Source organism: Burkholderia sp. Bp9140, assembly GCF_003853425.1.
Classification (GTDB): Bacteria; Pseudomonadota; Gammaproteobacteria; order Burkholderiales; family Burkholderiaceae; genus Burkholderia.
Genome location: NZ_QTPQ01000017.1, coordinates 35,504 through 55,329 on the forward strand (window position 1 = coordinate 35,504; position 19,826 = coordinate 55,329).

The 19,826-nt window shown below is 67.9% G+C and carries 18 protein-coding genes and 1 other RNA gene; 8 read left to right on the plus strand and 11 right to left on the minus strand.

Annotation, left to right across the window (positions count from 1 at the left end; all coding sequences use genetic code 11):
- Positions 1 to 8: 8 nt before the first annotated feature.
- The 8 genes from DIE21_RS15845 to ffs all read right to left on the minus strand — a co-directional run bounded on the left by DIE21_RS15845 (position 9) and on the right by ffs (position 7,675).
- On the minus strand, positions 9 to 890 hold the full coding sequence (locus tag DIE21_RS15845) for a peptidoglycan DD-metalloendopeptidase family protein (RefSeq protein ID WP_124498588.1): 882 nt from the start codon (positions 888 to 890) through the stop codon (positions 9 to 11).
- 5 nt (positions 891 to 895) lie between these two features.
- Positions 896 to 1,825 carry a protein-L-isoaspartate(D-aspartate) O-methyltransferase gene (locus DIE21_RS15850; RefSeq protein WP_124498589.1) on the minus strand — a complete coding sequence of 310 codons (930 nt, stop codon included), beginning with the start codon at positions 1,823 to 1,825 and terminating at the stop codon, positions 896 to 898.
- On the minus strand, positions 1,822 to 2,583 hold the full coding sequence (gene surE, locus DIE21_RS15855) for a 5'/3'-nucleotidase SurE (RefSeq protein ID WP_124498590.1): 762 nt from the start codon (positions 2,581 to 2,583) through the stop codon (positions 1,822 to 1,824). The genes DIE21_RS15850 and surE overlap by 4 nt, the downstream gene beginning before the upstream one ends.
- A gap of 208 nt (positions 2,584 to 2,791) precedes the next feature.
- Entirely contained in the window at positions 2,792 to 3,997 is a 1,206-nt protein-coding gene (locus tag DIE21_RS15860; protein WP_124498591.1) for a CaiB/BaiF CoA-transferase family protein, read from the minus strand.
- A gap of 48 nt (positions 3,998 to 4,045) precedes the next feature.
- Positions 4,046 to 4,642: a recombination mediator RecR gene (recR, locus tag DIE21_RS15865; RefSeq protein WP_044847271.1), complete on the minus strand. Its 597-nt coding sequence runs from the start codon at positions 4,640 to 4,642 to the stop codon at positions 4,046 to 4,048.
- Between the two features lie 40 nt (positions 4,643 to 4,682).
- Positions 4,683 to 5,009 carry a YbaB/EbfC family nucleoid-associated protein gene (locus DIE21_RS15870; RefSeq protein ID WP_006755698.1) on the minus strand — a complete coding sequence of 109 codons (327 nt, stop codon included), beginning with the start codon at positions 5,007 to 5,009 and terminating at the stop codon, positions 4,683 to 4,685.
- Between the two features lie 94 nt (positions 5,010 to 5,103).
- Positions 5,104 to 7,449: a DNA polymerase III subunit gamma/tau gene (locus DIE21_RS15875; protein ID WP_124498592.1), complete on the minus strand. Its 2,346-nt coding sequence runs from the start codon at positions 7,447 to 7,449 to the stop codon at positions 5,104 to 5,106.
- A gap of 127 nt (positions 7,450 to 7,576) precedes the next feature.
- Positions 7,577 to 7,675: signal recognition particle sRNA small type (ffs, locus tag DIE21_RS15880), an RNA gene on the minus strand.
- 418 nt (positions 7,676 to 8,093) lie between these two features.
- On the opposite strand from ffs, the gene trxA reads away from it, so the two are divergent.
- The 8 genes from trxA (at position 8,094) to DIE21_RS15925 (ending at position 16,714) form a co-directional block, all read left to right on the plus strand.
- Positions 8,094 to 8,420: a thioredoxin TrxA gene (trxA, locus tag DIE21_RS15885; RefSeq protein ID WP_006402348.1), complete on the plus strand. Its 327-nt coding sequence runs from the start codon at positions 8,094 to 8,096 to the stop codon at positions 8,418 to 8,420.
- Positions 8,421 to 8,614: 194 nt separating this feature from the next.
- Positions 8,615 to 9,877: a transcription termination factor Rho gene (rho, locus tag DIE21_RS15890; protein ID WP_006478662.1), complete on the plus strand. Its 1,263-nt coding sequence runs from the start codon at positions 8,615 to 8,617 to the stop codon at positions 9,875 to 9,877.
- A 132-nt stretch (positions 9,878 to 10,009) separates the two neighbouring features.
- Positions 10,010 to 10,510 (plus strand): MerR family transcriptional regulator, encoded by a 501-nt coding sequence (locus DIE21_RS15895; RefSeq protein ID WP_124498593.1) that lies wholly within the window; start codon positions 10,010 to 10,012, stop codon positions 10,508 to 10,510.
- Entirely contained in the window at positions 10,507 to 12,063 is a 1,557-nt protein-coding gene (locus DIE21_RS15900; RefSeq protein ID WP_124498594.1) for an MFS transporter, read from the plus strand. Before DIE21_RS15895 ends, DIE21_RS15900 begins: the two co-directional genes overlap by 4 nt.
- A 38-nt stretch (positions 12,064 to 12,101) precedes the next feature.
- Positions 12,102 to 12,932, plus strand: a complete 831-nt coding sequence (locus DIE21_RS15905; RefSeq protein WP_124498595.1) for a zinc-dependent peptidase — start codon at positions 12,102 to 12,104, stop codon at positions 12,930 to 12,932.
- 160 nt (positions 12,933 to 13,092) lie between these two features.
- Positions 13,093 to 13,353 (plus strand): type B 50S ribosomal protein L31, encoded by a 261-nt coding sequence (locus DIE21_RS15910; protein WP_124498596.1) that lies wholly within the window; start codon positions 13,093 to 13,095, stop codon positions 13,351 to 13,353.
- Positions 13,354 to 13,580: 227 nt separating this feature from the next.
- On the plus strand, positions 13,581 to 15,338 hold the full coding sequence (locus DIE21_RS15920) for a glycosyltransferase family 39 protein (protein ID WP_124498597.1): 1,758 nt from the start codon (positions 13,581 to 13,583) through the stop codon (positions 15,336 to 15,338).
- Positions 15,339 to 15,340: 2 nt separating this feature from the next.
- Positions 15,341 to 16,714 carry an MATE family efflux transporter gene (locus tag DIE21_RS15925; protein ID WP_124498598.1) on the plus strand — a complete coding sequence of 458 codons (1,374 nt, stop codon included), beginning with the start codon at positions 15,341 to 15,343 and terminating at the stop codon, positions 16,712 to 16,714.
- Here DIE21_RS15925 and lipA read toward each other — a convergent pair.
- From lipA to DIE21_RS15940, 3 genes are read right to left on the minus strand one after another with little or no spacing between them, the layout of a single operon-like run.
- Positions 16,711 to 17,676 carry a lipoyl synthase gene (gene lipA / locus DIE21_RS15930; RefSeq protein ID WP_124498599.1) on the minus strand — a complete coding sequence of 322 codons (966 nt, stop codon included), beginning with the start codon at positions 17,674 to 17,676 and terminating at the stop codon, positions 16,711 to 16,713. The genes DIE21_RS15925 and lipA overlap by 4 nt on opposite strands.
- A gap of 2 nt (positions 17,677 to 17,678) precedes the next feature.
- Positions 17,679 to 18,794: an acetoin dehydrogenase dihydrolipoyllysine-residue acetyltransferase subunit gene (locus tag DIE21_RS15935; protein ID WP_124498600.1), complete on the minus strand. Its 1,116-nt coding sequence runs from the start codon at positions 18,792 to 18,794 to the stop codon at positions 17,679 to 17,681.
- A 4-nt stretch (positions 18,795 to 18,798) separates the two neighbouring features.
- Positions 18,799 to 19,803 carry an alpha-ketoacid dehydrogenase subunit beta gene (locus DIE21_RS15940; protein WP_124498601.1) on the minus strand — a complete coding sequence of 335 codons (1,005 nt, stop codon included), beginning with the start codon at positions 19,801 to 19,803 and terminating at the stop codon, positions 18,799 to 18,801.
- Positions 19,804 to 19,826 lie beyond the last annotated feature (23 nt).

The following is a 19,826-nucleotide window of genomic DNA, read 5'->3' on the forward strand; positions in this document are numbered from 1 at the left end:
CGTCTCGGTTATTGAGGCGGCAAATACTTCAGCGGATCGACAGGTTTACCCTGCCGGCGAACCTCGAAATGCAGCATCACGCGGTCGGCATCGCTGTTACCCATCTCGGCGATCTTCTGCCCCTTCGTTACCGCGTCCCCCTCTTTTACCATCAAAGCGCGATTGTGTGCATACGCCGTGAGGTAAGTTGCATCGTGTTTGATGATAATGAGGTTGCCGTAGCCGCGCAGGCCATTGCCGGAGTAGACGACACGGCCGTCTGCCGCCGCCTTCACGGCTTCACCGGACGTGCCGCCGATATTGACGCCCTTGTTCTTCGCGTCGTCGAAACCGTTCAGCAACGGGCCGCGCACGGGCCATGCAAACGTCACGGGGCCGCTCGGCGCGGCAGCCGTATCGCTCGATGCGGCGGCAGCCGGCGGCGTGATCGCGGACGACGAGCCGGCGGCCGGCGTCGCGGGGCCGCTGCTGAGCGGTGCGGTCGCGACGGCGGCGCCGGCGATCGGCGCGGCAGCCGGCGAACCGGCAACCGCGGCGCCGCCCGGCGGCGCGACACGCAGCAGTTGGTCGACTTCGATCTGGTTCGCGTTCGCCAGGTTGTTCCACGCGGCGATGTCGCGATAGTTCTGCCCGTTCTCGAGTGCGATCCGGTACAGCGTGTCACCCGGTTTCACACGGTAGAAGCCGGGCGGCGGCGGGCCGAGCGGCACCGCCGGCTGCGCGGCAGCGGTCGTGCCGAGCGATCCGGAGCGGTCGACGACGGGCGCGTTGTCGAGCCGCGTCGCACAGGCGGCCAGCAGCGTGGAAAACGCAGCCACACAGATCGCGCGCTGGGCGAACGTGAGCGGTTCCCTGGTTCGGTTGTTTTGCATCGCGCGCAACATACTCATCGGTTTCAAATCACTCCGGATTTTAAAGGGACAAAGAAAACGCGATCAAGCCGCGACTCTCGCCATTGCGTCTGCGCGACGCGCTCGACAAGCGTGAGCACCTGGTGCTGCCCGCTCTGCGCGCCGACCGGCGCGACGAGCCGCCCGCCGATCGCGAGCTGCTCGAGCAGCGCCTGCGGCACGTCGAGCCCCGCCGCCGCGATCACGATCGCGTCGAACGGAGCCGCGGAAGGCAGGCCGACCCGCCCGTCGCCGTAATGCAGACGGATGTTCGGCACGCGCAGCGGCCGCAGGTTCAGCTTTGCGCGCTCATAGAGCGGCTTGATGCGTTCAATCGAATACACGTCGCGTGCCACGTGACTCAGCACCGCGGCCTGGTAGCCGCAACCGGTGCCGATCTCGAGGACGCGATCGAGCGTGCGGCCGGCCATCGCGAGCTCGATCATGCGCGCGACGACCGACGGCTTTGAGATCGTTTGCTGGTGGCCGATCGGCAACGCGGAATCCTCATAGGCCTGCGTCGCGAGCCCCGGATCCACGAACATGTGGCGCGGCACCGCGGCCATCGCATCCAGCACGCGCGCGTCGGTCACGCCGTTCGCACGCAGGCGTTCGACCATGCGCTCGCGCACGCGTTCCGACGTCAGCGCGAACGCGCCGGCCGGCGCGATGCTCGGCGCGGCCGGCTTCGGCAGCGCGGGCTTCAGCACCGTCGGCTTCGGTGCGGTCGCAGGCTTCGTGGCGACCGTGCCGGGCAGCGCGCGGGCGGCGCCGGTCTTCACCGCCACCGGCTTGGGCACGGCGGCGGGCTTGTCGACGGCCTTCGGCACACCGATCGCCGCATGGCGTTCGCCGGCCCGGCCCTCCGATTTGCGTGGCGCTCGCTTGAGATCTTCGAGCGCGAGCGGGAACCGCTTCGCGCGCTCGCCGCTCATGAAGCCCGCCCTCCTGCGCGCGCCCATTCGCGCGTTGCAGGCAGCATTTGCGTATGCGTGAGATCGAGCTGCAGCGGCGTGATCGACACGAAACCGTTTGCGACGGCATGGAAATCGGTGCCTTCGCTCGCGTCCAGCGCCGCACCCGCGGCACCGATCCAGTAGACCGGCTCGCCGCGCGGGTCGGTCTGGCGAATCACCGGCTGGGACGGGTGACGCTTGCCGAGGCGCGTGACCTTCCAGCCTTTCAGTTCGCCGTACGGCAGATTCGGAATATTGACGTTCAGCAGCGGCTGACCGGGCAGCGGATGCGCGAGGTAATGCTCGACGATTTCCGCGGCGACGCGCGCGGCGTCCGTCAGATGCGCCCAGCCCTTGTCGGCCAGCGAGAACGCGATGGCCGGCACGCCGAACATGATGCCTTCGGTGGCGGCCGCAACTGTCCCTGAATAGAGCGTGTCTTCGCCCATGTTCTGGCCGTTGTTGATCCCCGACACGACGAGGTCCGGCCGCTCGTCGGCCATCCCCGTCAACGCGACGTGCACCGAATCGGTCGGCGTACCGTTCACGTAGAAGAAACCCGTATTCGTCGCACGCTGCACCGACAGCGGCCGCGACAGCGTCAGGGAATTCGATGCGCCGCTGCAGTTCTGCTCGGGCGCGATCACCGTGAGGTCGGCCAGCGGCTGCAGCGCGTCGCTGAGCGCGGCGAGACCGGGGGCGAGATAGCCGTCGTCGTTGCTGAGTAGGATTCGCATCCGGCGATTGTAACCGAGGAAAGATGGCGCGAGAGCGACAGTCCGGCGGCGGCTGGCTCCCCCCGCGCACGACGCGTGTGCGGTGCGCCGCCGCATTGCGCGGCGGCGTTCCGCTCGTTCGAGGAAACACCGGGCCGCCTGCAGTTTTCCGCCTTGGAGGAAGTCCCCTCGGGGGGAGCCCGGCGCACAGCGCCAGGTTTCGTGGCGCTCAGATCGCGCCGGCCTCGCGCAGCGCGGCGATTGCCTGCGCGTCGTAGCCGAGGCCGCGCAGCACCTCGTCCGTATGCTCGCCGAGTTCGGGCCCGAGCCAGCGCGTTTCGCCCGGCGTGCCGGACAGCTTCGGCGTGATGTTCGGCAGCGGAATGTCGGTGCCGTCGGCCAGTTTGAAATGCTGGATCATCTGGCGCGCGACGAACTGCGGATCGGTGAACATGTCGGCGGCACTATAGATGCGCCCGGCCGGCACGTCGGCCGCGTTGAGCACGGCCAGCGCGTCGTCGATCGTGCGCGGCGCGAGCCACGCTGCGATCGCGTCGTCGATCTCCTGCGTGCGCGGCACGCGGCCGTCGTTCCGTGCGAGTGCAGGATCGTCGGCGAGGTCGTCGCGCTCGATCGCCTTCATCAGCCGCTTGAAGATCGGATCGCTGTTGCCGCCGATCACGATGCTGCCGTCGCGGCACGCGTAGGTATTCGACGGCACGATGCCCGGCAGCGACGCGCCGGTGCGCTCGCGCACCATCCCGTACACGCCGTACTCGGGCACCACGCTTTCCATCATGTTGAACACCGCTTCATACAGTGCAACGTCGACCACCTGCCCCGCGCCGCCGTTCACCTTGCGATGGTGGAGCGCCATCAGCGCGCCGATCACGCCGTGCAGCGCGGCGATCGAGTCGCCGATCGAGATGCCGATGCGCGGCGGCGGCAGGTCCGGATAGCCGGTGATGTGACGCAATCCGCCCATCGATTCGGCGATCGCGCCGAAGCCGGGCCGGTCGCGGTACGGGCCCGTCTGCCCGTAGCCGGACAAGCGCACCATCACGAGGCCCGGGTTGTCGGCCGACAGCACGTCGTAGCCGAGCCCGAGCTTCTCGAGCAGGCCCGGGCGGAAGTTTTCGATCACGATGTCGGCCTCGCGCGCGAGTTGCCGCGCGATCGCCTTGCCGCCATCGGATTTCAGGTTGAGGGTGACCGATTTCTTGTTGCGCGCCTGGACCGACCACCACAGCGACGTGCCGCCCTGCTCCGGATGCAGCTTGCGCCACTTGCGCAGCGGGTCGCCGCCGTTCGGATCCTCGATCTTGATCACTTCCGCGCCGAATTCGGCAAAGAGGCGCGACGCGAACGGCCCCGCGATCAGCGTCCCGAATTCGAGCACTTTGACGCCCGCGAGCGGGCCCTGGCTGGTGCTCATGTGTCTCCCTGGCATGAGGAACGGCGCCGCCGGCCGGCGGCGCCCGGCTTACATCGTGCGGCGGTCGAGCATCGCGCGGGCGATGGTGCCCGCGTCGACGTATTCGAGCTCGCCGCCCACCGGCACGCCGCGCGCGAGGCGCGTGACCGCGAGCCCGCGCGCCTTCAGCGTCTGGCCGAGATAGTGCGCGGTGGCTTCGCCCTCGTTCGTGAAGTTGGTCGCGAGCACGACCTCCTTGACGACGCCGTCGGACGCGCGCCGCACGAGGCGGTCGAAATGGATTTCCTTCGGGCCGATCCCGTCGAGCGGGCTCAGCCGCCCCATCAGCACGAAATACAGCCCGCGGTACGTCATCGTCTGCTCGAGCATGATCTGGTCGGCCGGCGTCTCGACGACGCACAGCAACGTCGGATCACGCTCCTCGTCGCTGCACACCTCGCAGATCTGCGCTTCCGTGAACGTGTTGCACTTCTCGCAGTGCTGCAGGTGCTCGGTCGCGAACAGCAGCGACCGGCCGAGCCGCTCCGCGCCCTCCCGATCGTGCTGCATCAGGTGGTACGCCATGCGCTGCGCGGATTTCGGCCCGACACCGGGCAATACGCGCAGCGCCTCGACGAGCGCGGACAGGGCAGACGGCTGTTTCATACGGCGGCTGAAGGCTGAACGGGCTGCACGGACGCTGCGCTCAGAACGGCAGCTTGAAGCCCGGGGGCAGCGGCAGGCCCGACGTCATGCCGCTCATCTTCTCCTGCGACGTCGCTTCGGCCTTGCGCACGGCATCGTTGAACGCGGCCGCGACCAGATCCTCGAGCATGTCCTTGTCGTCCGCGAGCAGGCTCGGGTCGATCGCCACGCGACGCACTTCGTTGCGGCAGGTCATCGTCACCTTGACGAGGCCGGCGCCCGACTGCCCTTCGACTTCGATCTGCGCAAGCTGCTCCTGCATCTTCTTCATGTTTTCCTGCATTTGCTGCGCTTGCTTCATCAGTCCGGCGAGGTTGCCTTTCAACATGGAAATACTCCTTCTTGATCGTGTGAAAACCGGCACGCGGCGCGTGCCGGTCAATGTGTGCGGGCGTGATTGTGCCTGTCGCGGTGCGATTCGTTCAATGCAGCGTCGGCGGCGTGCCGTCCGGCGCCGAATCGGCGAGCGGCCGCACCGAGCCTTCGACGATACGCGCGCCGAAATCACGCACGAGCTGCTGGACGAACGGATCGCCATGGATGTCCTGCTCCGCCTCGCGCTGGCGTGCCGCGCGTGCGGCCGCATCGAGCGCCGCCGCGGTGCGCCGCGCGGGCCCGACCTCGACCGCGACCTCGACAGGCTTGCCGAGCGCGTCGGCCAGCGCGGCCTTCAGCTTCGCGACCTGGGCGGCATCCGCATACTGCGGCACCGGCACGGACAGTTTCAACGTCGTCGCGTCGACAGCCGTCAGCTCGCTGTTGAACGCAAGCTGATACGCGACGCCCTTCAGCGGCAACCGCGCGGCCAGCGCCGGCCATTCGCCGTCGAAGCCGACCGGGTCGAGCGCGATCGCCGGCGGCAGCGGGCGCGTGTCGACCGGTGCGGACGGACGGACCTCCGCCGGCTTCGGCGCAATGCGCAGATCGTCCGGGCCGCTGTCGAATACCGGGACGAAGCCGTCGTCGGCCCCGCCGCCGAACATCTCGTCGGCGCTGAGCGGCACGTATTCGTCCGGCGGAATGTCTTCCCACGGCGGCGGCGCCTGGCGCGTGTCGGCAGCCTGCGGCGCGCGGGCCGCCGCACGCGGCGTCGGCACCTGCACGGCAGGGCGCGACGGCGCCGGTTTCTCGGCGGCCGGCCGGGCCTCCGCCGGCTTCGGCGCGGCGCCCGCCCGCGAGCGGTCGGAGGACACGCGCATGCCGGCATTGCGCAGCACGTCGAGTGCGGCAGCGGCACCACCGCGGGCCGACGGACGCGCGGCAGGCTCGGCCGGCACGGCTCGCGGCGGCGGTTCGGCTGGCGTTGCAGGCGCGTCGTTGCGCTTGGCGGCAGCAGGCGGTTCAGGTTCGTTGCGGACGGCCGGCGGCGCATCGCTCGCCGGTGCCGCCTGAGGTGCCGGGTTCGCTTGCGGCTGCGGTGCGGCCGGCACGTCGGCCGCAGCCGCCGCCGGTGTCGCAGCAGGCTTCACGGCGGGCGAAGTCGCCGCATCGCCGGACTGGGCCGGCGACGGACGTGCAGCGGGCGCGACCGGTGCGGCAGCTTGCGGGCGGGCGGCCTCCGCGGCAGTTGCGTTGGCGGGCGGCTTGAGCGCCGCGGCCGACGCAGCAGCGGCCGCACGCGGCGCAGGTGCGGGTACGGCACGCGGCACGGCCGGCTGACCGCCCGGCGCACTGCCGGCACCGACGGCCGGCTCGAACGCGAGCATCCGCAGCAGCGTCATCGTGAAGCCGGCGTATTCGTCCGGCGCAAGGCCGAGCTCCGCACGTCCGACTGTCGCGATCTGATAGAACAGCTGCACCTGCTCGGCGCTCAGCGCCTGCGCGAAGCGGCGCAGGTCGGCCGCTTCCGGCCATTCGTCGAGCACCGAGCCCGGCGCGAACTGCGCCCATGCGATCCGGTGCAGCAGGCTCGCGAGATCCTGCAGCGCGGTGGAAAAGGACAGGCTGCGCAGCGACATCTCGTCGGCGATCGCGAGGATCTCCGGGCCGTCGCCGGCCGCGAGCGCTTCGAGCAGGCGCACCATGTAGGTCTGGTCGAGTGCGCCGAGCATGCCCGACACCGCCGATTCGGTCACTTCGTTCGCCGAATAGGCGATCGCCTGGTCGGTCAGCGACAGCGCATCGCGCATGCTGCCCTGCGCGGCGCGCGCGAGCAGGCGCAGCGCCTGCTGCTCGAACGAGATCCGCTCTTCGCCGAGGATCCGTTCGAGATGCGACACGATGTGCCCGGCCGGCATCTGCTTCAGGTTGAACTGCAGGCAGCGCGACAGCACGGTGACGGGAATCTTCTGCGGATCGGTCGTCGCGAGGATGAACTTGACGTGCGGCGGCGGCTCCTCGAGCGTCTTCAGCATCGCGTTGAACGCGTGGTTCGTCAGCATGTGCACTTCGTCGATCATGTAGACCTTGAAGCGCGCATCGACGGGCGCGTATACCGCGCGCTCGAGCAGCGCGGCCATCTCGTCGACGCCGCGGTTGCTCGCCGCATCCATCTCGACGTAGTCGACGAAGCGGCCTTCGTCGATCTCGCGGCACGCGCGGCACACGCCGCACGGCTGCGACGTGACGCCGGTTTCACAGTTGAGCGCCTTCGCGAAGATCCGCGACAGCGTCGTCTTGCCGACGCCGCGGGTTCCGGTAAACAGATAGGCGTGATGGAGACGCCCGCCGTCGAGCGCGTGCGTGAGCGCCCTGACGACGTGCTCCTGGCCGACGAGCGAAGCGAAATCCTTCGGACGCCACTTGCGTGCGAGAACTTGATAGGTCATCGGGAAATTGTATCAGTAACGCTGCGTCGCGCCGACACGCGAAACGGTGCGGAAGACGGGCAAAGCGCGGGTAAAACGGAGAATGACGCAGAAATAAAAAACGCCCGGCGAACGGGGCGAGAGGAAAGGTGACGAGCCCGACCCTCGGCACTGGCGGAAAACGATTGTGGCTGCTTCGTTCCCGACCTGACCAGGTTCACCGCCCCACCATGCGAGGAGGCCCGTCACGGCATATTCTATCACCGCTTCCGGCCGAATGCGACCGTTTGTTCGCAACAATGCGAATGATCGAGCAAACCGGCGCGCGCATGGGCGCATGAAGCCGGTGCGAGCGCGCAGGAATGGCCGTGACTCTCCCGTATTGCGACTCTTGTATTTTGCAGGCCGGCCTCCACCTTCGGAACACAACGGTCGAACGGCGCGTCGTACCCCTACTCGCGTAGCGGCTACTATCGCCGCCCGCAGCAGATAGCAATTTAGGCTAATATGACGCCCGAACGACCCGCGAGCCGCGCGATGCAGCGCTTACGCCCTTCCTTCCGGAGAGCGGAGTGGCCTGCCGCAGCGGCCGGCAGCCGTCAGGCGGCCGGAGCGCCGCAACGCGCCAAGCAGGCAGTCCCCGAACCGTAAGAGGTATTGACCCAATGAGCGAACAGATCAAACACATCAGCGACGCATCGTTCGAACAGGACGTCGTCAAATCCGACAAGCCCGTGCTCGTCGACTTCTGGGCCGAATGGTGCGGTCCGTGCAAGATGATCGCCCCGATCCTCGACGAAGTCGCGAAAGACTACGGCGACAAGCTGCAGATCGCAAAGATCAACGTTGACGACAACCAGGCGACGCCTGCGAAGTTCGGCGTGCGCGGCATCCCGACGCTGATCCTGTTCAAGAACGGTGCGGCCGCCGCACAGAAGGTCGGCGCGCTGTCGAAGTCGCAGCTCACCGCATTCCTGGACAGCCACCTGTAATACCGGCTGTTCCGCGGACGTGTTGTCAACCGGCAACACGTCCGCCGTCAAGCCGCCGGTCGGCCGCTCAGGCACGAATCGGCGTATGCTAGAATCAAAAAACGTCTACAAGACGCATTAAGTCTCAGAGCGCTTCCGCTCGCCCTCCTCCCTTATTTCTTTTCGTCGCTTCTCCTCCCTGGCGGGTTCTCCGTATGCATTTATCCGAGCTCAAGTCTCTGCACGTGTCCGAACTGATCGAAATGGCCAATGGCCTGGAGATCGAAAACGCGAACCGCCTGCGCAAGCAGGAGCTGATGTTCGCCATTCTCAAAAAGCGCGCCAAGACGGGAGAGACGATCTTCGGCGACGGCACGCTCGAAGTGCTGCCGGACGGTTTCGGCTTCCTGCGCTCGCCGGAAATGTCGTACCTCGCGAGCACCGACGACATCTACATCAGCCCGTCGCAGATCCGCCGCTTCAACCTGCACACCGGCGACACGATCGAAGGTGAAGTCCGCACGCCGAAGGACGGCGAGCGCTACTTCGCGCTGGTGAAGGTCGACAAAGTCAACGGGCAGCCGCCCGAGGCCTCGAAACACAAGATCATGTTCGAGAACCTCACGCCGCTGCACCCGAACAAGCCGCTGTCGCTCGAACGCGAGATGCGCGGCGAGGAGAACGTCACGGGCCGCATCATCGACATGATCGCGCCGATCGGCAAGGGCCAGCGCGGCCTGCTCGTCGCGTCGCCGAAGTCGGGCAAGACCGTGATGCTCCAGCACATCGCACACGCGATCAAGCAGAACCACCCGGACGTCATCCTGTTCGTGCTGCTGATCGACGAGCGTCCTGAAGAAGTGACCGAAATGCAGCGCTCGGTCGCCGGCGAAGTGATCGCGTCGACGTTCGACGAACCGGCCACGCGTCACGTGCAGGTCGCCGAAATGGTGATCGAGAAGGCCAAGCGCCTCGTCGAAATGAAACACGACGTCGTGATTCTGCTCGATTCGATCACGCGTCTCGCACGCGCGTACAACACCGTGATCCCGGCGTCGGGCAAGGTGCTGACGGGCGGTGTCGACGCGAACGCGCTGCAGCGTCCGAAGCGCTTCTTCGGCGCGGCGCGCAACATCGAGGAAGGCGGCTCGCTGACGATCATCGGCACCGCGCTGATCGAAACCGGCAGCCGCATGGACGACGTGATCTACGAAGAGTTCAAGGGCACCGGCAACATGGAAGTGCACCTCGAACGCCGTCTCGCGGAAAAGCGCGTCTATCCGTCGATCAACCTGAACAAGTCGGGCACGCGGCGCGAGGAAATGCTGATCAAGCCCGAGATCCTGCAAAAGATCTGGGTGCTGCGCAAGTTCATCCACGACATGGACGAAGTCGAGGCGATGGAATTCCTGCTCGACAAGATCCGCCAGACGAAGAGCAATTCCGAGTTCTTCGACCTGATGCGCCGCGGCGGCTGATCGCCCTCGCCGCGCAACGAACGGCCGCCCGCGCGCGTCGCACGGCGGCCGTTTTTTCGACCCAACCTGTACGTGAACGTACAGGTTGATCTATAATCGCGCCATTGCCTCGACCGAAGTCCCGCCATCCCGATGCCGAACGACACGCCTTCCTCGCTGCTGACCGTGAGCGACGCCGCGTCGCGGCTCGGCGTCACGCCGCGCACGCTGAAGTATTACGAAGAGCGCGGGCTCGTCACGCCGTCGCGCAGCGGCGGGCGCTATCGCCTTTACGACGAAGCCGATCTCGAACGCTTCGCCCGCATCCTGCGGCTGCGCGCGCTCGGCTTTTCGCTGCACGGCATCACCGAGATGCTCAAGCGCCCGCTCGAGGAAACGGGCGACGGCCGGCGTCGTTATTCGGACGCATCGCTGCGCGACATCCGCACGGGGCTGGCCGAGCAGATCGACACGCTCGACCAGCGGATCGCGGCCGTCCAGCGCGAACTGAAGGAAGCCGTCGCGCTGCGCAAGGAACTGCAGCACGACATCGACTACATCGAGCGGCGGCTCGCCGGCGAAAACCCCGACGCGCTGATCGCGCAGCGGCAGGCGGAAGCCGGCACGCGACGCGCGCGCAAGAACCGCGAATGAACGTCGCGCCAGGTCGCTCGCCGCTCTGGAGCCGCGCGAACCTGCGCGCCGACCTGTTCCCGTGGGCGCTCGCGCTCGTCACCGGCATCGACTACTTCGACAACGCAGCCTTCTCGTTCTTCGCGAGCTACATCGCGGGCGGCATCAACGCGTCGCCCGACGAACTCGTGTGGTCGTCGAGCGCATACGCGGTCACGGCCGTGCTCGGCATCCTGCAGCAGCAATGGTGGGTCGACCGGCTCGGGCATCGCCGCTACGTCGCCGGCTGCATGCTGATGTTCTCGTTCGGCGCGATCGCCGCCGCGCTCGCCGACACGTCGCTCGAACTCGCGTTCGCGCGCGGCTTCCAGGGCTACTTCATCGGCCCGATGATGGGAGCCTGCCGGATCCTGATCCAGGTCAGCTTCAAGCCGCAGGAGCGGCCGCCCGCCACGCGCGCGTTCCTGATCATGATCCTGCTCGGCAGCGCGCTCGCGCCGATCGTCGGCGGGCTGCTCGTCGCGCATTCGACGTGGCGCGCGCTGTTCGCGTGCACCGCGCCCGCGGGCATCGCGTTCGCGATCCTCGCCCTCCTCACGCTGCCCGATTCGGGCCGGACGCCCGACGACGAACGCGGCTCCGGGCATTTCTGGCCCTACGTCGTGTTCGCGCTCGCGCAAGGCGCGCTGCAGATCGTGCTGCAGCAGGTGCACTACCAGCTCTACAGCGGCTCGCCGATGCTGATCATGCTGACGTTCGCCGGTCTCGGCGCGCTCGCGTGGTTCGCCCATCACCAGTGGCACCATCCGACGCCGCTCGTGCGGCTGCATGCGTTTCGCGAGCGCACGTTCCAGGTCGGGCTGCTGCTGTACATGTTCTATTACTACGAGTCGACCGGCTTCAGCTACCTGACCTCCCGCCTGCTCGAAGGCGGGCTCGGCTATCCGGTCGAGAACGCCGGGCGCCTGGTCGGCACGATGTCGCTGATCTCGGCCACCGCGCTGTTCGCCTACCTGCGCCATGCGAAGCGCGTCACGCACAAGAAATGGTTCGTGGTGCCGGGGTTCGCGATCGCGATCGCCGCCGCGCTGTGGATGACGCGGATGACGCCTCAGGTCGGCGAGGCCGCGCTGATCGTCCCGCTGCTGCTGCGCGGGTTGTTGCTGCTGTTCATCGTGCTGCCGGTCGCGAACCTGACGTTCCGCATCTTCGCGATCGACGAATACACGCACGGCTACCGGCTGAAGAACATCGTGCGGCAACTGACGATCTCGTTCGCGACGTCATCGGTGATCATCGTCGAGCAGCACCGGCTGGCCGTCCACCAGACGCGGCTCGTCGAGCGCGCGAACGTGTTCGATCCGCTGTTCCAGCAGACCGTCGACGCCCTCACGCGCAGCTATGCGGCCGCCGGCCATGCACTGAACGAGGCACACGCGCTCGCGATCGCGTCGATCGCGCGGATGGTCGCGCAACAGGCGTCGTTCCTCGCGTCGCTCGACGGTTTCTATTTCCTCGCGGGCGTCGCGCTGGTCGGCGGCCTCTTCGCGGCATGGCAAAAAGAGATCGATTGAGTTAAAAGACAGGCTTTGGATCTTCCTGCGCTGCTTCCATGCTCTCGAAACTGACCCGCTGGTTCGACGACCGCCGCCGCGACCGCGCACTGCGGAGCCACCCGATTCCCGATGCGCTGTGGCAGGACACCGTCGCGCGCCTGCCGTTCCTCGATGCGCTGACGCCCGGCGACCTGGGCCGGCTGCGCGCGCTGACGAGCCTGTTCATCGCGAAGAAATCGTTTTCGACCGCGCACGGGCTCGAACTGACCGACGAGATGATCGTCGCGATCGCCGCCCAGGCGTGCCTGCCCGTGCTGAACCTCGATTTATCGCTGTACGACGGCTGGGTCGGCGTCGTCGTGTATCCGGGCGAATTCGTGATCCGCAAGACCGTGCAGGACGAGGACGGCGTCGTCCATGAAGTCGAGCAGGATGCGAGCGGCGAAGCGTGGGAAGGCGGCCCAGTGATCCTGTCGTGGGAAGACGCGCAGATGACGGACGGCCGCGACGCGTACAACGTCGTGATCCATGAGTTCGCGCACAAGATCGACATGGTCAACGGCGAGGCCAACGGGTATCCGCCCCTCTTTCGCCGCTGGCACGCGCCGCACCTGGACGCGCAGGCGTGGGCCGACGTGTTCGAGCACGCGTACGACCAGTTCTGCGCGCGGGTCGATGCGGTGCCGGATCGCGCGTGGGCGCGCTTCGAGCGCGACTCGCTGATCGATCCCTATGCGGCCGATCATCCGTCGGAATTCTTTGCGGTGTGCAGCGAGGCGCTGTTCGTGCGGCCGCGTGCGTTCGAGTCCGAATTTCCGGAGCTCTACCGCCTGCTCGCCCGCTACTACCGGCAGGATCCGGCCCGGACGGGCGCCCTCGACGCGTGATGAAAATTATTCGTCAACCGTCTGATTTTCTGGCATAATCTTCGTTTTTCGACCTTAGGCAAGTGGCTCGCGCCGGGCTTGACGTCGGCTGATCCGCGCAAATTGCGCGATCCGGCACGGCAAGCGGCGGGTTGGCTACCGCTCTCACCAAGGAAAGACCATGAAAGAAGGCATCCACCCGAACTACCGCGAAGTCGTCTTCCAAGACATGTCGAACGGCTTCAAGTTCATCACGCGCTCGACGATCCAGACGCGTGAAACCATCGAACACGAAGGCAAGACCTACCCGCTCGCCAAGATCGAAGTGTCGTCGGAATCGCACTCGTTCTACACGGGTCAGCAAAAGATCATGGACACGGCAGGCCGTGTCGAGAAGTTCAAGAACAAGTTCGGCGTACGCGCCAGCGGCAAGGCGAAGTAAGCTTCGCACCGATCCGGTGGCTGCAACGCACCGGTACCGCACGAAAGGGCAGCCCAGGCTGCCCTTTTTTGTCTCCGCTCGCCGGGAAAACGCCACACGCCGGCCGGCGCCCAGGCAATCGCCTGACGCGCAACGGCCGGCGCGTCTACAATGCCGGATGCTCGAATCCGAGCGCCGTCGGCGCATGACCGCACCGGCCGCCCGCCCATAACAAATCGCTCATCTGCATGAAGCCTGTCGTTCGTCTCACCGCCTCCGCCACGCGCGCGCTGCCGCGCTGGCTGCTGCTCACGCTCTGCCTCGTCTACGCGGCGTTCGGCCTGTTCGGCCGCGACCCGTGGAAGAACGAGGACGCGGCGGGCTTCGGCGTGATGTGGACGATGGCCACCGGCGGCTGGCACGACTGGCTGCTGCCGAATCTCGTCGGCAAGTTCATCACGACCGACGGGCCGCTCGGCTACTGGCTCGGCGCACTGTCGATCCGCGCGCTGGCGCCGTGGGTCGACGCGAGCAACGCGTCGCGCGTCGACACGGGCGTGCTGTTCTGCGTCGCCTGCGCGTTCGTCTGGTACGCCGCCTACCTGCTCGGCCGGCGTGCCGAGGTCCAGCCGTTCAAGTACGCATTCGGCGGCGAGCCGGAACCGCGCGACTACGGCCGCACGCTCGCCGACGGCGCACTGCTGATCCTCGTCGCGTGCTTCGGGCTCGCGGAGCGCGGCCACGAAACGACGCCGCAGCTCGCGCAGTTCGCGTGGATCGCGATGCTCGTGTACGGCATCGTGCGCGGCATCGACAAGCCGATGCAGGGTGCGCTGTGGTGGGGCGTCGCGGTCGGCCTCGTCGCCTTGTCCGGCAATCCGGTGCTCGTCGTCGCGCTGCTCGCCGGCACGGCCGCGCTGTGGCTCGTCACGCCGGAGATGCGCAACCTGCGCCTGCCGCTGGTCGGCCTGCCGCTCGCGGCCGCGATCTTCGCGCTGTGGCCGCTCGCCGCCGTCAATGCGGCGCCCGACGACGCCGCGTGGTTCTTCAACCAGTGGATCCACGGCAGCCTGATGCGCTTCTCGGGCCCGCCGACCGCGGTGCTCGCCTACGCGGCGAAGAACCTGCCGCTGTTCACGTGGCCCGCGTGGCCGCTCGCGATCTGGGCCTGGTGGAGCTGGGCCGGCATGCGTCGCCGCGCGCACATCGCGATTCCGCTGTCGGTCGTGGTGCCGCTCGTCGCGCTCGTGATCCTGCAGAGCCAGCAGTCGAACCGCATGTACATGCTGCTGCTGCCGCCGCTCGCGGTGCTCGCCACCTTCGCGCTGCCGACCCTCAAGCGCGGCGCGATCAATGCGTTCGACTGGTTCGCGGTGCTGAGCTTCACGATCCTCGGCACCTTCGTGTGGCTCGTGTGGCTTGCGTCGCTCACGGGCTTCCCGCATCCGCTCGCGCGCAACCTCGCACGCCTCGTGCCGGGCTACGAACCGCACTTCAAGATCCTGTCGTTCATCTGCGCGGTGATTGTCACCGCGTGCTGGTGCCTGCTCGCGCGCTGGCGCGTCTCGCGACAGCCGAAGGTGCTGTGGCGCAGCGTCGTGCTGTCGGGCGCGGGCACCACGCTGATGTGGGTGCTGCTGATGACGCTGTGGCTGCCGATCGTCAACTACGGCCGGACCTACAGCGACGTCGCGCAACAGATCGCGTCGCACCTGCCGAAAGACTATGAGTGCATCTCGCCTGTCCGGCTCGGCGATGCGCAGATCGCGACCTTCGCGTACTTCGGCGACATGCACTTCGAATTCTCGGGCGACTGCGACGTGATCCTGCGCCAGGACCGCGCGGACTTCGGCGAGCCGAGCGCGATGTCGCGATACGTGTGGCGTCTCGTGTGGGAAGGCCGCCGCGTCGCCGACCGCGACGAGCGCTTCCGCCTGTACGAGCGCATCGAGCGGCCGACGGCGCCCGTCAAGCGCCGCGGCCCGCGCCACCGGGCGGTCGATTGACGATGCTCGCCGACATCCGCCGGATCGTCGGTCTGGCGTGGCCGGTGCTCGTCGGCCAGCTCGCGATCATCGCGTTCGGTGTGATCGACACGGCGATGGTCGGCCGCTACTCGGCCATCGACCTGGCCGCGCTCGGGCTCGGTTCGTCGATCTACGTGTCCGTCTACATCGGGATGACGGGCATCCTGTCCGCGCTGCAGCCGATCACCGGGCAGTTGTACGGCGCGCGGCGCCATGCGGAAATCGGCGAGGAAGTCCGCCAGGCGCTGTGGCTCGCGCTGATGCTCGCGGTACCCGGCTTCCTGCTGCTGCATTTTCCCGAACCGCTGCTGCATGTCGCCCACGCGCCGCCCGCGCTGCACGACCGCACCGTCGATTACCTGCGGACCCTGTCGTACGGCCTGCCGGCGAGCCTCGTGTTCCGGATCTACAACGCGCTGACCAACGCGGCCGGCAAGCCGCGCCTCGCGATGATCCTGCAGGTCGGCGCGCTGCTGCTCAAGTTTCCGCTCAACGTGTGGTTCATCTTCGGCGGGTTCGGCATGCCGGCCCTCGGCGGCCCCGGCTGCGGGCTCGCGAGCACGCTGATCAACTGGGCGCTCGCGCTGATCGGCTTCACGCTGCTCGCGAAGCTCGACGTGTTCGCGCCGCTCGCGATCTTCTCGCGCTTCTGCTGGCCCGTCTGGGCGCGCCAGAAGGCGATCCTGAAGCTCGGCGTGCCGATGGGCCTGTCGTACCTGATCGAGGTCACGTCGTACACGTGCATGGCGCTCTTCATCGCGCAGTTCGGCACGACGACGCTCGCCGGCCACCAGATCGCCGGCAACATCGGCGCGGTGCTGTACATGACGCCGCTGTCGATCGGCGTCGCGGCATCGACGCTCGTCGCGCGCGCACTCGGTGCCGGCCGCGCGGACGAGGCGCGCCTGCTCGGCCGGCACAGCGTGATGCTCGCGTGCGGGATCGCGGCCGTGTACGGCGTGCTCGTGTTCACGCTGCGTCCGCTGATCGTCGCCGGCTACACGCCGAACCCGGCCGTGGCCGCCGCCGCGCTGCCACTGGTCGCGATCGTCACCTGCTATCACTTCTTCGACGCGCTGCAGATCACGTCCGCATTCGTGCTGCGCGCATACAAGGTCGCGATCGTGCCGACCGTCATCTATGCGGTCGCGCTGTGGGGCGTCGGGCTCGGCGGCGGCTACGTGCTCGGCTTCGACGTCGGCGGCATCGCGCCCGCATGGCTGACCGGCGCGCGCGGCTTCTGGTTCGCGAACACGATCAGCCTGATGCTCGCGGGCGCGGGGCTCGCGCTCTACCTGCGCCACGTCAGCCGCGCGCAACTGTCCGTCGGCGCAGACATTCGGCCCGCGGTTTAAGCATCCTCCAGCACGTTGGCCGCGTGATACGACGACCGCACGAGCGGGCCGGCAACGACTTCCCTGAAACCGAGCGCCAGCCCTTCGTCGCGCCACGCGGCGAACGCGTCCGGGCTCACGTAGCGCCGCACCGGCAGATGGTGCGCGGACGGCGCCAGATACTGACCGAGCGTCAGCACGTCGACCTCGTGCGCGCGCAGGTCGCGCAGCGTGTCGCGCACCTCGTCGTCGCGCTCGCCGAGCCCGAGCATCAACCCCGATTTCGTCACGAGCGTCGGCCGCGCGGCCTTCGCCTGCGCGAGCAGTTCGAGCGAGCCGCGATAGTCGGCGCCGGGCCGCGCCGCCCGATACAGCGACGGCACCGTCTCGATGTTGTGATTGAACACGTCCGGCCACGCCGACGACAATGCATCGAGCGCACGTGGAACGCGGCCGCGGAAATCGGGCGTCAGCACCTCGACGCCGATGCCCGGCACGCTCGCGCGCACCGCCGCGATGCACGCGGCAAAGTGCGCGGCGCCGCCGTCGCGCAGGTCGTCGCGATCGACCGACGTGATCACGACGTAGCGCAGCCCGAGCGCCGCGACCGCGTCGGCGAGCCGCGCGGGCTCGCCGGGATCGAGCGGCTCGGGACGCCCGTGCGCGACATCGCAGAACGGGCAGCGCCGCGTGCACAGCCCGCCCATGATCATGAAGGTCGCGGTGCGCTGCGCGAAGCATTCGCCGATGTTCGGGCACATCGCCTCCTCGCAGACGGAATGCAGCCGGTGATCGCGCAGCACGGCCGCCATGTCGGCGACCGCCCCGCTCATCATCGGCCGCGCCCGCAGCCACGGCGGCTTCGGCAGCGCCGCGCCGGCCGCGGGCTCGACGCGCACCGGAATGCGCGCGAGCTTGTCGCGGCTCCTCGCGCCCGGCTGGCCGAGCGCGGTGAGGCTGGGTCGTTCGAGCGCGGCGGCCATCGTCAGTCTCCGAGAAACGCGACGATCAGGCGGTTCACGTCGGCAGCCGCCTCCATCTGCACCATGTGGCCGCTGCCGGCGATCACCTCGGCCCGCACGCCGTCCGGCAAGCCCTGCGCATGCTGCGCCGGAATCACCTGGTCGCGCTCGCCCCAGATCACGAGCGTGCGCGGCGCGAGCGACGCGACGCGGTCGCGGAACACGCGCCGCTGGGTCGCGCCATCGAACGCGGCATTCGCGATCTTCTCCAGCGCGGCCTGCACGCCTTCGAGCCGCTTGTACTTGACGAGGTCCTCGACCAGTTGCCGCGTGACGAGCGCATGGTCCGCGAACAGCGCGCCGAGGTGCGGCTTCAGCGCATTGCGGCTGTTGCCGGCGACGAAGCCGTCGATGTAGCCGCGGTTGATGTCGGTGCCGAGCCCGGCGCTCGCGATCAGCGTCAGTGACGCCACGCGTTCCGGTGCGCGCTCGGCCGCCGCCATCGCGACCGCGCCGCCCATCGAATGGCCGATCAGGTGCGCGCGGTCGATGTGCCGCGCATCGAGCAGCGCGAGCACCGCGCCGGCCAGTTCGTCGAGGCTGCCGGTGTCGACCGTCTTGCCCGACTCGCCGTGCCCGGGCAGGTCGAGCGCCCACGCGGGCCGGTGCGCGGCGAGTTCCGCATGGTTGAACAGCCAGTTGTTGAGGTCGCCGCCGAAGCCGTGGATCAGCACGGCAGGCGTGCCCGAACCCTCGCCCAACTTCAGGAACCGGACCGTGCGTCCGCCGATCTGCGCCTTCTCGGGCTGCGGGCCCGCCGCGTCGTCGGCGGTCGCGCTCGGCACGAAATCGCGCTGGAATTCGGCGATCGCCGCGTCGATGTCGGCATCGCTCGCCTCGGCCGCGGCCACCACGCCGAGCAGCGCACCGACCGGCAGCGTCTCGCCCTCCTGCGCGACCTGCCGGCGCAGCGTGCCGTCGAACGCGCACTCGACGCCCGACGAGATCTTGTCGGTCTCGACGTCGAGCACTTCGTCGCCCTTCGTCACGCGCTCGCCGATCGCCTTCAGCCAGCCGTTGACCTGCCCCTGCTCCATCGACAGCCCCCACTTGGGCATCGTGATCATGTGAATCGACATCGTGTCAGCTCCTCGTCTTCAGTACCGCCTGCGCGATTGCATCGGCGGACGGGATGTACAGGTCTTCCAGCACGCCGGCGAACGGCGCGGGCGTGTGCGGCGCGGTAACGAGCTCGATCGGTGCCTGCAGCGAACGGAACGCCCGCTGGGCGACCAGTGCGGCAATATCGGTCGCGATCGAGCAGCGCGGGTTCGCTTCATCGACCACCACCACGCGCCCGGTGCGCTCCGCGCTCTCGAGGATAGTGTCCTCGTCGAGCGGCGACGTGGTGCGCAGGTCGATCACGTCGACCTGGATGCCGTCCTTCGCGAGCTTCGCGGCCGCGTCGGTCGCGAGATGCACCATCCGGCCATACGTGACGATCGTCGCGTCGTCGCCGTCGCGCACGACGTTCGCCTCGCCGAACGGAATCGCATAGGATTCCTCTGGAACGTCGCCTTCGCGCGTATAGAGCAGCTTGTGTTCGAGGAAGATCACCGGGTCGTTGTCGCGGATCGACTGGATCAACAGCCCCTTTGCGTCGTAAGGCGTCGACGGGCACACGACCTTCAGCCCCGGAATGTGCGTAAACAGCGACGTGAGCATCTGCGAATGCTGCGCGGCCGCACGCAGGCCGGCGCCATACATCGCGCGGATCACGACCGGCGTCACCGCCTTGCCGCCGAACATGTAGCGGAATTTCGCGGCCTGGTTGAAGATCTGGTCGAAGCACACGCCCATGAAATCGATGAACATCAGCTCCGCGACGGGCCGCATCCCGCATGCGGCCGCGCCGACCGCCGCGCCGATGTAGCCGCCTTCCGACAGCGGCGTATCGAGCACGCGGCCCGGAAACTTGTGGAACAGCCCCTTCGTCACGCCGAGCACGCCGCCCCATGCGTCGTCCTCGCCCGGCGCGCCCGCGCCGCCTGCGTTGTCCTCGCCCATCACGATCACGCTGTCGTCGCGCGCCATTTCCTGCGCGAGCGCCTCGTTGATCGCCTGCGAATAAGTGATTTTCCTTGCCATGTCTGTCTCCTGGGATATTCGGT